A 12,411-nucleotide genomic window follows, 5' to 3' on the forward strand; every position below is an offset into this window, starting at 1 on the left:
GGGTTGTTCCCGAGGTCGACCCTGGGATCGGAGCGGATGCGCATGCGGATGGCCGAACTGAGCGCCGAGTCGGGAGTGCCGGTGGCGACCGTCAAGTACTACCTGCGCGAAGGCCTGCTCCCGCCCGGCGAGCGCACGAGCCCCAACCAGGCCCGGTACTCCGCGTCGCACGTCCAGCGGCTCCGGCTGGTCAAAGCGCTCACCGAGGTCGGTGGGCTGTCGCTCGCGTCGGTCGGCGCGGTCCTCGAGGCCGTCGACGGCGACGCCACCCCGCACGAGACGATAGGCGTCGTCCAGGAGGAGCTGGCCGGCCCGCCGCCGAAGGTGTCCGACGAAGCCGCCGAGTGGGCGACCGGGCTCCTCCAGGACCTCGCCCACCGGCACGGCTGGAAGTGGCACGGGGCGGAGAACCGGGCGGTCGCCAACCTGATCGCCGCCCTCGCGACGGCGAAGGAGCTCGGGCACGAGCAGCTTGCCGAACGCCTGGACGAGTACGTCGCGCTGGCGCTGCGCGTGGCGAAGCTGGACGTCGAGGTCGTCACTGGCCTGACGTCGTTCGACAAGATCATCGAGGCCGGCCTGGTCGTCACGGTCCTGGGCGACCGGATCTTCACGGGCCTGCGCCACCTCGCGCAGGAGTACGTGTCCTTCGAGGTGCTGAACCGGGCGCCCGGCGACTAGTACGGCAGCAGCACTTGGGTGATCTTGGCTGGTCAGGGGCTTGGTTGCCCCCGCTGGTCATGAGGGCAGCCGCCTCAAGATCCTCTTGTTGTGACGCAAGAGATCGGTGAGGCGGCTGCGGCTGCCATGGTCGAGGGTGAGCGGGCGGTGGCGAACCTGGGCGTGCTGCACGGCCGGCTGCGGCCCTGGTTCGCGCGGGTGGAGCCGTTTGGGCCGGCCAGGAAGTACTTGACCGGGTTGATGAGTGATCGGCCGCGGAAGAACGGGTGGACCATTGCCGAGCACGCGGGTGACCGCACCCCGGATCGGACGCAGCGGCTGCTCAACCACGCGGTCTGGGACCACGATCAGGCTCAGGGTGTGATCCGACGGTTCGTGGTTGAGCAACTCGGCTCGCAGCCGTTGCGGGTGGGGGCACTGGACGAGTCCGGCCAGGAGAAGCACGGCGACGCGACGGCCGGGGTCAAACGGCAGTACATGGGCTGCGCGGGCCGGGTCGCCAACGGGGTGAACACGGTCTATTGCTCGTACGCGGCTCCGGGTGGGCACGCGCTGGTCGGTGCCCGCATCGATGTGCCGGAAGAGCAACTCGCCGACCCCGGGCACCGCACTGTGCTCGGCATCGGCGCAGGACATTCTCGCCGACGCTGCCGTGACCACGCATCTGACCGGCCGCAGGCACCGGCGGCGGTGGCAGGTCTGCTCGGTGACCGGCTCGAAAGGTGAACGTGCCTACGCCTGGGCCTGGCTGGCCACCACCAGTCCGCAGCATTTTCTGCCGATCCGCAAGCACCTGGTCACCGGCGAGCCGGCTTACCGCTCCTGCCCCGTCCCGTCCGGGCGGCCGGTCGCGTTGATGGCCCTGGTCCGGGTCGCGGGCCTGCGCTGGCCGATCGAGGAGGGTTTCGAGTTCGGCAAGGACCACTTCGGGCTCGACCATTCCCAGGTCCGGCTCTACACCGCGTTGCTGCGGCACATCGTTCTGACCCTGGCCGCACTCACGGTCTGCGCAGTCACCGCCGCCCAAGCCAAAACCCATGCGCCAGCACCGATCCTGCCCACCACACCCGACCAGAACCCTCCAGACGACATTGGCCTGATCGCGTTCACCGTCGCCGAAGTCAAACGCCTCTTCATCCTGGCCACCCGCCGCCTGCTACCCGAAACCCATCACCTGCACTGGACCTGGTGGCGCCGACGCCACCAAGCCCGCGCTCGCCGGTACCACCACGTACTAGACCAGCCGACAGAAGCAATGACGACGTGATCGCATCACTGCAGGAGCCGGACGGCACCCGCGTACTCGCCCAGGTCGACCGGCTGGACCCGGACCACGGTGCCGGATTCGTAGGCGTTGATCATCTGACCGTTGCCGAGGTAAATCCCGACGTGGCGGATTGACCCAGGGCTGCAGAAGACGAGGTCGGCCGGTTTCAACGCGGCCAAGCCAGCGGACTGGGGGATTCGGGTGCCCAGGCCGAATTGTGCTTCGCTCTGATGAGGCAAGGAAATACCGGCCTGGGCATAAGCGAAGAGGACGAGTCCGCTGCAGTCGAAACCAATCTTGGCGTAATCGCCATGTTGGTCAGCGACACCGCTGTCTCGGATGCCGCGGCTCGGCCCCGTCGCGGTGCCACCGCCCCAGGCGTAGGGGGCTCCGAGCTGCGACCGGGCCGCGTCAATGACCTGTTCTGCCCCGCCGGTCACCGGAACCTGCGCCGCGTCTCTGGCATCGCAGGTCGCGCCTTGCACGGCCCCGACGATCTGGCGGGCAGCCTGCTCGTATTTCGCGTAGCGATCGGGAAACCCGGAGGGTTGCACGGCCTGGGCTGCCTGGGTGAGCGGCATCGTCTGCCAGTTCAACAGCGCCATGAGGCGTGTGTAGAACTGTGCGCTGCTGTAGGCCGGGTCCATGATCTGGGCGACGGTTCCCCAGCCTTGCGAGGGCCGCTGCTGGAACAGGCCGACGCTGTCCCGGTCACCATGGTCGAGGTTCTGCAACTGGGATTCGGTGATCGCCGTCGCGACCGCGACGACCCAGCCCTGTTCAGGGACGTTCATGCGCTTCCCGACCACGACGATCGTCGCCGCATTGGTCATCTCCTGCGGGCCGTACCCGGCTGCGGAGGTCGCGGTTGCTCCGGCGGGAGCACAGTTCACGCTGCCGCCCCAGCTGCCGAAGACGGCTTGCACGATGGCAATCGCGCCGGCCCCGATGAGCAGGATGAGCACGACGACGAACGCGGCCCCGGCCGCGGCGATCCTGGCCATCACCGCGTCACCCGCCCAGGCGCGCGGGATCGGGCGGGGGCATCGGCGACGGCGGCGCCAGCTCCACACGTGCGTTGGCCGGTATGGCGGACGCCGGGCGGTGCCCGACACCGCGTGGCGCTGACGCAGGCAGGTCTGGCCACAGCGTCGGCAGCTCGGCCAGTGCCACTCGCCCGACCGCATCGGATGCGCCGACTCGGCGCCAGCGGCGCGCGGCCATGTCAAGTGGGTCGCCGGTGGCCTCACCATTGGTGGTGGCGACTGGTACGCGTGCGGGCCGGTCGAGCCCGCGCAGGGCCTCGGCCAGGACGCGGCGCGTGTTGGCCTCCCGGGCGGCGCTGGGCAACCACACCAGCAGCGGAGTGGTGATGCCGGTGGCGTCGGCCAGGCGCTCGTAGCGGGCCAGTTTGCCTGCCAGCCGCGACAGGGTTTCGGTGCCGAAGTCGAACTCGACGAACCACTCGCGCGAAGCGCTCGGACAACGCAGAAACTCCTGCGGCAGTATGGATTGCCCACGCTCGCCGCCCGCAACACCGCGATGATCGAGGCGGTCGGCGAGTTTCCGCCGATCGTGATCGCCGACCTGTTCGGCGTCCACCCGGAACAGCTCACGCCTGGGCCAAGTTCGCCCAAACCAGCTGGACCGACTACCTCGCTGCGAGCACCGCTATCGAGCCGGCCGCCGGTACCTGCAACAACTGACCATCCGGCGAGGCAGATGACCGACATCGTCAGAACGCGGAAGGTGGAGTCAGGCTTCAGAGGTGCCTACATACGCTTAGGCCCTGCACCGGCAAAGGCCGCTGATCGCGTTAATCGCGGCCGGGTGCCGACACGTGCTGCTGGTGGACTGCCCACATCACGCGGCTCGGAACTACCGCAGCAGTATGGGCCAGCACCGCGGTGCTGGCATCATCCATGCCTAGCCAGATGCCTTGGAGTGGCGGCTCCGCGGGTTCGTCCGCCGGACGGCGATGGTCACGCCGCTGCGATGGTCGCTGTGGCAAGGGCGCGGAACCGGCTGCCGTGGAACACCAGTGGCGGTTCGTCCGATGTAGACGAAAGGCCGATGATCTCCAGCAGTACCAGCAGATGGTCACCGGCCGGGATCTCCTCGTGTATCCGGTAGTCCAGAAACGCGGCGGCGCCGTGGACGAACACGCTCCCGTCCGGGGTCGCCTCCCGTTCGACGCCCGCGAACCGGTCGCCTTCCCGGTAGGACAGCCGCAGCGCCACCTCGCCCTGCCCTTCGGCCAGCACACTCAACCCGACTCGAGCGGCGGCCCGCAGCCGGGGCCAGGTCCGCGAGCCGCGCTGGACACAGACGGATACCAGCGCGGGCGTGACCGACACCGACGTGAACGAGGCCATCGCTATGCCCGCCGGTTCGCCGCCGTCCATCGCCGCCACCGCCACCACACCGGACGGGAAGCACCCGAACGCACCAGGCAGCCGTTGTGGGTCCGGACCAACCGCTTCGATCTCGATCATGCGCGTGCTCAGTTCTGAGGCGTGCGCGGCCGGTGGAAGTTTTCCAGGTTGGCCTTGGCAACCTGCTTGCGGAACTCGCCGCGATAGGAGGCGTCACCGGAGTCGTGCATCGCGTCGGTCATCGAGACGGCGGACGCCTGACGCTCCCAGACATGGGCCAGGCAGGTGTCCGAGTAGCTCTCCAGCAGACTCGAATCGGCCTTCTCGACCTGATGCACGACCGCGCGGGCGAGCACCTCGGCGTCGTACAGCGCGAGGCTCATTCCCTCCGCGCTCATCGGGGAGATCAGGTGCGCCGCGTCCCCGAGGAGATACAGCCTGCCGTAGCCCATGGGACTGAACACCACACCGCGCAGCGGCACGACCTGTTTGCTGGTGACCGGCCCGGTCCGCACGGGCGCGCCGAACCGCTCTCCCAGCTCGCGCCAGATACGCTCGTCCGGCCAGTCCTCGATGGTGTCGGTGACCGGGCACTGCAGGTAGACGCGGCTCGCGTTCGGCCCGCGGGTGATCTGTGCGGCGAAGCCACGGGAGTGCACCGCCAGCACGGCCAGTGGATCGGCCGGGACATCGGTCATGACGGTCAGCCATGCGTACCCGAACTCGTGGGTGTGGCAGGCGAGGAAGCCGTCGGGAACGGCCGTCCTGCTGACGCCCTGGTAACCATCGCTGCCCGCGACGAAGTCACAGCCGATCACCTTGGCCGAGCCCGACGCGTCCCGGTAACGCACCATCGGGCGCTCGGTGTCGAGGTCGTCCAGCGCGATGTCCTCCGCCTCGAAGCGGAGGTCGCCACCGTCACGCAGGAATGTCCTGATGAGGTTGCGGACGAGGACCTGCTGCGGCACGAAAGCGCCCTCGGCGTCCTCGTAGTCGTCCATGTTCCATTCGCGCTTTTCGCCGTCGATGATCAACAGCATCGCCGCGTCCGAGGAGTCCTGGCTGGGTCCTTCGACCACTTCTCCCACTCCCCACTCGCGCAGCATACGCACGCCGCCGGCGTCCAGCGCCCCAGCCCGCTGCCGGTTTTCGACGTAGTCGCGACTGTGCTTTTCCAAGATGACGCACCCGATTCCGCTGCGCAGGAGGAAGGTGCCGAGCGCGAGCCCGGCGACTCCGCCGCCCACGACGACCACGGTGGTGCTCTCGTCTGCCTGAGTCATGTGCACCACTGTGCGGCCCGCCGATGATTGCTGTCTCCCGATAACTGGACGTGCCGTAACGGAAACCCGCCAATCTTGCGGCGCCGGGGTCTTCTACTCGCCGCGGTCGCGTAGCTCGGCCTGGTAGCGCCCGGGGGTCTGCCCGACGACGGCGGTGAACGCCTCGATGAAGGTCGACGGGTTCGACCACCCGCAGATGATCGCGGTGTCGGTGACGGAGTCGCCGGAGGTGAGCCGGATCAGTGCGTGGTGGATGCGCAGGATGGTGCGCCAGCGGTGGAAGCTCATGCCGAGGTCGGTGTGGAACAGCCTGCTGAGGGTGCGTTCGCTCGCCCCGACGGTCTGTCCCAGCTCGGTCAGCGTCATGTTCCGGCCGGGATCGGCATGCAGGAGCTCGGTGACGGCACGCAGCCGGTCGTCGCGGGGTTCGGGCAGATGCAACGACTGCTCGGGAATCTCACCGAGTTCGTCGAGCACCACCGCGCGCAGCCGCCGGTCGGCGTCGGCGGATTTCGCCCTGCGGCCGGTCAGCGCCAGAATGCCTTCTCGCAACAGCGGGGACACCGCGAACACACACGGGTACCCCACCAGGTCGCCGCACTCGTCGGCCGGGACAGCCAGCAGGCGGGCGTCGGTCCGGCCGTAGAAACGGTGCGAGTGCTCGAAACCGGGCGGCGTCCAGGTGACCCGGTTGGCGGGAGCCACCCACGTGCCGTACGCGGTCGTGGTGGCGAAGGCCCCGGCTGCCGCATACACCAGCTGCCCGTGCGGGTGGGTGTGCTTTTCCAGGTGAAAGCCGTGCGGGATCCAGCCCGCACCCTGCGGCGTCATCCCGCCCGGTTTCCCGGACGAAAAGGAAGGTTGGCGGGTTTCCTGCATCAGGTGTCAGGTTACCGGTGGTACCGCACCTACGGGAACGGAAATGATCGCCGTATGAGCAACAACTCACCGGCCGGGGAGAACTCGTGAGCGGGTACCGGCGACCGCGCCACCGGCGGATGTTGTCGCTGACCGTCAGTGGGCGCGAACGGTCAGCCCCCACTTCGTGTCGATCACGTTGGCGGGCAAGGACTTTCAGCACCTGGAGCAGGTCGGGTACGACCAGTGGGGCCGCCTCTTCTTCGCCGGTCCCGGTCAACGCGAGGTCGCGCTGCCCAGCAGCGAGAGGTGGATGCTCCAGCAGGCGGTGCAGTCGGGCAAACGGCGCGCCCGTGTGCGGTCCTACTCGATCAGACGCTTTCGACCGGAGATGTCCGCGTTCGACATCGAGATCTCCGTGCACGAAGAGCACGACGCCGGCCCCGGAGCGGCCTGGGCACAGGCTGCCGAGCCCGGCGATGTGGTCGCCTTCCTCGACGAGGGATGCGGCTACCTGCCCACGACCGACGCCGCCTGGCAGCTTCTCGTCGGCGACGAGAGCGCGTTACCGGCGGTGCTGGCGATCGCGGAGCAGTCCGCCGGCGCACTGTCCACAGAGGTCTTCCTCGAAGTGCCCGACAGTGAGGACGTACGCGACATCGCCGCGCCACCGAACACGAAGATCCATTGGTTGCCGCGCAACGATTCCGCGATGAAGCCGGGGACGCTCGCGCTGCGCGCGGTGCGTGACGCGGAGCTGTCTGGAGGGCCCTTCTACACCTGGGTCGCCGGCGAGTCGGCGCTCGCCACCGGCGTCCGCAGGCATCTGGTCAACGACCGCGGCGTCCCCAAGCCCGACATCACGTTCCGCGGCTACTGGCGCCACGGCAGGGCCAGCCTCGGCTGATCACCTCATGACGACGTACCAACGGGAGGAACACGCGTGAAACTCAGTCTGATGGACCTCGGTGACCGGATCGCCGATCCGGTCACCGGTGCCGACCCCACCCCAGCCGAACGCCACCGCGCGATTGTCGAAGCGGCCGCGGTCGCCGACGAGGCCGGATTCCACGGTGTGCACATCGGCGAGCACCACGGCCTCGACTACATCTATTCGGCACCACCGGTGATCCTCGCCGCGATCGCGGAGCGGACCAGGAACCTGCGACTGTCCACAGCGGTCACACTGGCCGCGAACCTCGACCCGGTCCGTGCCGCGGAGGACTACGCCACCGTGGACGTGCTCTCCGGCGGGCGCTGTGAGGTCGTCGTCGGACGAGGGAACATCTTCGCCGCCACCTTCACCCTGTTCGGTCAGCGAGTGGAGGATTCGGCTGAGCTGTTCGCCGAGCGGGTGGAGCTGCTCATCCGGCTCTGGAGCGGCGAAACCGTGAACTGGCCCGGCTCACGGCACCGCGCCGCGATCACCGGGTTCGAGCTGCAGCCCCCGCCGACCGGCGGCGTGCCGCTGTGGGTGGGCGGCGGCTCCTCGGTGGCGACGATCGAGCTGGCCGCCCGGCTCGGTCTGGACCTGATGCTGCCCAGCGTGTTCGGCAACCCCGCGAACTTCAAGCCGATGGTCGAGTCCTACCGCGAGAAGTTCGCCGCCTACGGGCATGCCAGGGAGCCGAAGGTGGGGGCGGCCTGGCTTGTGAACGTCGGCGAGACCAGCCAAGGCGCCCGCGCCCGCTGGGAACCCCGGTACCGCACCTACTTCGAAAGCATGGCGCGGATGCTGACCCGGGCGAACCCCGAAACGCCACCGTTCGCCGGGTTCGACTTCGAGCACGTCACCACCCACGGGCCCGCGCTCGTCGGCAGCCCGGACGAACTCGCCGACCGGTTGAACCGTGGGGCCGAGCTGCTCACCGCCGACACCAACCTGATCTCTCTCAACGTGGGTGGCCTGCCCACCGGGGAATTTCTCGACATGATCGAACTCATCGGTGAGAAGGTGATTCCACAGCTGCACTGAAGCCGTTCCGTGGCGGAGAGGCGGTGGCACATCCATGTACGTCAAGGTGGCGAGGACTCCGGCGCGGCCCGAGCCGAGCGTCGAGGAGAACGACGACTGCACACGCCTGCACGTCGTGACCGAAGGCCTCGACGAGGCGGCCGTGGGAGCCGTGCTCGCCGGCGGCGGACTCGGGCGGCCGGGCACACCCGGCCAGGTGTGGCTCGACGTCGCCGCCCTCCGCGCACGAAGCCGCGGCGCCGCACGCGACTGGCCCGAGCGCTTCGCCGCCATGATCGCCTACGCAAGGCGCTGCGGCTGGTTGAGCCCCGACGGGGGTCTGGCCGCCGCCCACATTGCCGCCAACAGCGAGTAGCGCAGCTCGTTACCCCGCTCCTGCCGCGGACTTCGAGGGGACAAGAGTGGACTGCACGATCAGTGGAAACCTGGCGGGCGGCCCCACGAGCGCGGCACCGATTATCAGTCGGCAAGCCGGACCAGCGCACCTGCCACAAGGAATAGTGCAGACTTCTAATACTGACCCTTCACCAGTACGCCCAGCGCGAGAACGCGCTACGGGCAAAGGAAAACGTGGATTTCGGGTCATGCCGCGCGGCGGGGATCGATGACCGCGGGCCGGTTGCTCGGGGCTGACTCCGGCGCGACCGGGGGCGTGGTATTCACCCGCGCCAACCGTCGGATCTCTTTGGCACGCCCCGGAATTGCGGGCGAGAGTTTCTCGGTGACGGCGGTGAACGCGGGTGCTTCCTCGCTGTCGAGCACCAGCCGCGCAGCGACGTGGAAACGGCCCAGGTTCGCCAGATCGTGCTCGGAGAGCCGGGGCGTGGTGTGCCGGGCCAGATCCCGAGCGTCCTCGGGCGAGGCGGAGAAAATCACCGTGCTGCGGGCGTTGGTGGAAATGCCCTCTTCCAGCTCACGGGGCAACTGCCGCAGATACTGATGGGCCAGTGTCATCGACATCCGATAACCCCGTGCTTCGGCGAGCATGTCCTCCATCGGATAGGCCAAATTCAGGAAGTTGTGGCACTCGTCGATGTAGAGCGAGGCATCGCGCCGGTCGCGTTGCGGTATCCGTGCCCGCCGGGTGGCGGCCTGCCAGGTGCGTGCCACCACGATCGATCCGATCAACCGCGCGGTATCCATCCCGAGCGCGTCCTTGCCCAGCCGCGCCAGGCAGATGCCGCCGTCGAGCACCGCGTCCATGTCCACTGTGGACTCGCCACCGGCGAGCGAGGCTCGCACGAACGGCCGCAGCAACAGGCCGCGGAGCTTGTTCATCAACGGCGCTACAACTTGCGCCCGGCTGGCCTCGGAGAGGTCGTCGTACCAATGCCAGAAACCGGTGAGGACGCGCAGGGTCAACAGCCCCAGCGGCCGGAGAGAGCGATGCACGAAGAACTCGCCACGCAACGGTTTCCCCGGGCGGTCACCAGCCCGCCGTACTGGCGGCTGCGCGACTACGCTGTGCCGTGGCTGCGTCAGGTGGCGCGACTGCTCATGGTGGGCACCGTTGTCGCCAACGCGGCTGCGGCGTGGCCGGACGCCGTGGCGGTCGGCCTGCATTGCGCCGCCCCGGTGATGCTGTTGGCGATGGTGGAGGCGGGCCGAGCGGTGCTCCTGCGCCGATTCACGCCCGCCAACACCGTTGCCAGGGACGCGATTCCCTGGGAGAGGTGGGTTCTCTCGCCGTGGCCAACATTGGTGCTGTGGCGCCGGCTGGTGTTGTGGCGGATTCTCAACTACGACACGGCCATTGAGACCGAACTTGCGGTTCGCCGCACCGTTGCCATACTCCGCGCCCGCGACGGTCGACGCCGGCGACGCGAAGCGCCTCTGGACATCGTCTGGATGTTGCGCACGGGCGAACGGATAAATGAGGCATGCTCAAGGGTTGAAGGCCGCAGTAACCACATCGACCAACTGCCCATTGTCGACCCACATCACCACGATGACCGGCGGGTTTCGGATCCTGGTGTGGGTTCCGAAGCCGATGTGACCGACGACAAACTGGATCAGGCGAAGGAACTGAATCGCCGGCACTGGTTCGAAACAGGCCGTCCGGTCTTGGCGGAAACAGTCCGGAAAGCCCTCCACGTCAGCGCGGCACGCTCGCGCGACCTTGCTCGAGCGGTCCGCGACTCGGATCGCCTCGCACTGTGGGACCGGCAACCAGGGGAACGTGCCGCCTCAGACATTCCATCAAGGACAGGCGAAATCAGGAGCGAGTATGAATGCCAAGCCTGACAACGTTCGGCACCTCACCGAACCCATGACGGTGCCCGAGATTCTGGCGGCTCTTGGTGGTCGCGTTTCCCGTGACACCTTCTACAAGTGGCGGCAGACCGGAAAAGCGCCGCGCTGCTTCTCACTGCCGAACGGAGAACTGCGTTGCCACCGCAAAGATTTCAATGCCTGGCTGGAGTCTCTTGAGGACCAGGCGGCATGAACACGACTTTCAACGTCTGCTTTGGACAGATCCAGAAAAAGCCCGGCTGACGGCGCCCGTACGGCGTCCGCTGGGTGACAGACAAGAAGGAACACTCGTCTTGGTTTGCCAACAAGACACCAGCAGAGTTCCGGCGCACAGAGTTGATGCGAGCAGCGCGCCGGGGACAGGAATTCGACATCGACAGCGGACTCCCTCTGTCCGAACTCAAGCGACAGAATTCGGTGCCCTTGCTGGGGGTGAGCAAGTCGTATCTGGATATGAAATGGCCGCGGGTCGCGGCGACCTCGCGCTCGGGCATCGTCGACGGCCTGGCCTCGGCATGTGCGGCATTTGTGAAACCAGACCGCGGGCAGCCGGAGCTGCGGATGCTGCGACGCGCCCTGGTCTGTCAGCTACTTCCCCCCTCGGCACGGGCGCAGCCAATATCGCCGGAACACCAGGAAGCGGTGTCATGGCTCGAACGTCACTCCCGCCCAATTTACGACCTTACGGACTTGTCAGTGGTCCGTGAGTTGCTCGATGCGCTCACCGTCAAGTTCGACGGAACTCCCGTCGCGGCGAAGTTGTATAGGCGCAAGAGGTCGGCTGTGTTCAACATGCTCGACTATGCGGTGGAGGAGAGCTTGTTGCCCGACAACCCCATCCGCCGTGTCAAGCACTCGGTGCCAAAACCCATCGGGCAGGTCGATCCGGGTGTGGTGGTGAGTTCCCGGCAGGCGCGAGAGCTCTTGGCAGCTGTCTCGTACTCTGGTCGGCGCGACCCGGAAACGCGGCGCGCGGCTGGTGGCGTTCTTCGCCACCTTGTACTACACGGCGGCACGTCCCGCCGAGGCGATGGCGCTCCGCGACACACGCTCGGGGCGGGGCGAACTTGCCCTGGGGGAGAGCCGGCCCTCCGCGGGCAAGAGGTGGACCGACTCCGGCGACGTACACGATCGCCGTGGCCTGAAGCACCCCCCTCCGAACGAGATACGGTATGTGCCGATCCCGCCGATGCACGTCGCGCTCCTGCCGGGTGCCACCGACGGAAGTCGCCGCGCGGGCGGGGCGCTCGGTCGATGTGCTGCTGAAGGTCTACGCGAAGTGCATCCACGGGCAGCGCGATCGTCTTAATTCCCTCATCGACGCGGCGCTGGAGGGCGAGTGGTGATCTCCGATCTGTCCCGTGACTGTCCCGCGAACGCTGACAGACGCCGAGGGACAGCGACTGACAGTCACCGTCCACGAGATCAGCGATCGTGAGCTTATGGCCAGGTCAGAGTGCATTTTCTGGCATCTATCCAGGTGGGCCGGGCGGGGCTCGAACCCGCGGCCAAGGGATTATGAGGCATCCGTCCAGTGAGACGTGTGGCGACTACCTGGGATAACGCTCGACTTGGGGTCGTGTTTGGGTGCGAAAGAGGCGCTGTTCGACCCTGGTTCGCACCCAAACTCGCACCCACGGACATCGACTTCCGGGTGACTCGTTGGCAGGATGTAACGTTTGCGGGACGCACGGCGACCCTGACCTGCTGGGGGTCGAC

At 67.6% G+C, this 12,411-nt stretch carries 14 protein-coding genes and 1 pseudogene; 9 read left to right on the plus strand and 6 right to left on the minus strand.

Annotated elements, in window-relative coordinates:
* The first annotated feature begins 42 nt into the window (after positions 1-42).
* The 3 genes from GKO32_RS08685 to GKO32_RS08695 all read left to right on the plus strand — a co-directional run bounded on the left by GKO32_RS08685 (position 43) and on the right by GKO32_RS08695 (position 1,948).
* Complete coding sequence (locus GKO32_RS08685; protein ID WP_154756283.1) at positions 43-681, plus strand: MerR family transcriptional regulator; 639 nt, start codon at positions 43-45, stop codon at positions 679-681.
* Positions 682-771: 90 nt separating this feature from the next.
* Positions 772-1,407: a transposase gene (locus GKO32_RS08690; RefSeq protein ID WP_154756284.1), complete on the plus strand. Its 636-nt coding sequence runs from the start codon at positions 772-774 to the stop codon at positions 1,405-1,407.
* Complete coding sequence (locus GKO32_RS08695) at positions 1,388-1,948, plus strand: hypothetical protein (RefSeq protein WP_154756285.1); 561 nt, start codon at positions 1,388-1,390, stop codon at positions 1,946-1,948. The genes GKO32_RS08690 and GKO32_RS08695 overlap by 20 nt, the downstream gene beginning before the upstream one ends.
* A gap of 5 nt (positions 1,949-1,953) precedes the next feature.
* Here the strand turns inward: GKO32_RS08695 and GKO32_RS08700 are convergent, their stop codons facing one another.
* From GKO32_RS08700 to GKO32_RS08720, 5 genes are all read right to left on the minus strand, one after another.
* Positions 1,954-2,952, minus strand: a complete 999-nt coding sequence (locus GKO32_RS08700) for a C40 family peptidase (protein ID WP_154756286.1) — start codon at positions 2,950-2,952, stop codon at positions 1,954-1,956.
* Positions 2,953-2,959: 7 nt separating this feature from the next.
* Complete coding sequence (locus GKO32_RS08705; RefSeq protein WP_312867681.1) at positions 2,960-3,550, minus strand: replication-relaxation family protein; 591 nt, start codon at positions 3,548-3,550, stop codon at positions 2,960-2,962.
* A gap of 380 nt (positions 3,551-3,930) precedes the next feature.
* A complete protein-coding gene (locus GKO32_RS08710; RefSeq protein ID WP_154756288.1) occupies positions 3,931-4,443 on the minus strand; it encodes a flavin reductase family protein in 513 nt (170 codons plus the stop codon).
* A gap of 8 nt (positions 4,444-4,451) precedes the next feature.
* On the minus strand, positions 4,452-5,606 hold the full coding sequence (locus tag GKO32_RS08715; protein ID WP_154756289.1) for a 4-hydroxybenzoate 3-monooxygenase: 1,155 nt from the start codon (positions 5,604-5,606) through the stop codon (positions 4,452-4,454).
* 93 nt (positions 5,607-5,699) lie between these two features.
* A complete protein-coding gene (locus tag GKO32_RS08720) occupies positions 5,700-6,485 on the minus strand; it encodes a helix-turn-helix domain-containing protein (protein ID WP_154756290.1) in 786 nt (261 codons plus the stop codon).
* Between the two features lie 166 nt (positions 6,486-6,651).
* Between GKO32_RS08720 and GKO32_RS08725 the strand changes: the two genes are divergently transcribed.
* From GKO32_RS08725 to GKO32_RS08735, 3 genes are read left to right on the plus strand one after another with little or no spacing between them, the layout of a single operon-like run.
* A complete protein-coding gene (locus GKO32_RS08725) occupies positions 6,652-7,371 on the plus strand; it encodes a siderophore-interacting protein (protein ID WP_208024328.1) in 720 nt (239 codons plus the stop codon).
* A gap of 36 nt (positions 7,372-7,407) precedes the next feature.
* Complete coding sequence (locus GKO32_RS08730) at positions 7,408-8,439, plus strand: LLM class flavin-dependent oxidoreductase (protein WP_208024329.1); 1,032 nt, start codon at positions 7,408-7,410, stop codon at positions 8,437-8,439.
* A 34-nt stretch (positions 8,440-8,473) separates the two neighbouring features.
* Complete coding sequence (locus GKO32_RS08735; protein WP_154756291.1) at positions 8,474-8,794, plus strand: hypothetical protein; 321 nt, start codon at positions 8,474-8,476, stop codon at positions 8,792-8,794.
* Positions 8,795-9,021: 227 nt separating this feature from the next.
* On the opposite strand, the pseudogene GKO32_RS08740 reads toward GKO32_RS08735, so the two are convergent.
* Positions 9,022-9,789 (minus strand): annotated as a pseudogene (locus GKO32_RS08740) (TraM recognition domain-containing protein); the annotation flags it as partial.
* 36 nt (positions 9,790-9,825) lie between these two features.
* Here GKO32_RS08740 and GKO32_RS08745 point away from each other — a divergent pair.
* From GKO32_RS08745 to GKO32_RS39695, 3 genes are all read left to right on the plus strand, one after another.
* Positions 9,826-10,683 (plus strand): DUF2637 domain-containing protein, encoded by an 858-nt coding sequence (locus tag GKO32_RS08745; protein ID WP_154756292.1) that lies wholly within the window; start codon positions 9,826-9,828, stop codon positions 10,681-10,683.
* Positions 10,667-10,885 carry a helix-turn-helix transcriptional regulator gene (locus GKO32_RS08750; RefSeq protein ID WP_154756293.1) on the plus strand — a complete coding sequence of 73 codons (219 nt, stop codon included), beginning with the start codon at positions 10,667-10,669 and terminating at the stop codon, positions 10,883-10,885. The genes GKO32_RS08745 and GKO32_RS08750 overlap by 17 nt, the downstream gene beginning before the upstream one ends.
* A gap of 1,018 nt (positions 10,886-11,903) precedes the next feature.
* Entirely contained in the window at positions 11,904-12,038 is a 135-nt protein-coding gene (locus GKO32_RS39695; RefSeq protein ID WP_281353786.1) for a hypothetical protein, read from the plus strand.
* The last annotated feature ends 373 nt before the right edge of the window (positions 12,039-12,411 follow it).

This window comes from Amycolatopsis pithecellobii (assembly GCF_009707865.1).
GTDB classification, from domain to species: domain Bacteria; phylum Actinomycetota; class Actinomycetes; order Mycobacteriales; family Pseudonocardiaceae; genus Amycolatopsis_E; species Amycolatopsis_E pithecellobii.

What these genes read in the sequence shown, in the direction of transcription:
- GKO32_RS08685 (WP_154756283.1), top strand. Translation starts at nt 43, where the DNA reads ATGCGGATGGCCGAACTGAGCGCCGAGTCGGGAGTGCCGGTGGCGACC.
- GKO32_RS08700 (WP_154756286.1), bottom strand. Translation starts at nt 2,952, where the DNA reads ATGGCCAGGATCGCCGCGGCCGGGGCCGCGTTCGTCGTCGTGCTCATC.
- GKO32_RS08710 (WP_154756288.1), bottom strand. Translation starts at nt 4,443, where the DNA reads ATGATCGAGATCGAAGCGGTTGGTCCGGACCCACAACGGCTGCCTGGT.
- GKO32_RS08715 (WP_154756289.1), bottom strand. Translation starts at nt 5,606, where the DNA reads ATGACTCAGGCAGACGAGAGCACCACCGTGGTCGTCGTGGGCGGCGGA.
- GKO32_RS08720 (WP_154756290.1), bottom strand. Translation starts at nt 6,485, where the DNA reads ATGCAGGAAACCCGCCAACCTTCCTTTTCGTCCGGGAAACCGGGCGGG.
- GKO32_RS08735 (WP_154756291.1), top strand. Translation starts at nt 8,474, where the DNA reads ATGTACGTCAAGGTGGCGAGGACTCCGGCGCGGCCCGAGCCGAGCGTC.
- GKO32_RS08745 (WP_154756292.1), top strand. Translation starts at nt 9,826, where the DNA reads ATGCACGAAGAACTCGCCACGCAACGGTTTCCCCGGGCGGTCACCAGC.
- GKO32_RS08750 (WP_154756293.1), top strand. Translation starts at nt 10,667, where the DNA reads ATGAATGCCAAGCCTGACAACGTTCGGCACCTCACCGAACCCATGACG.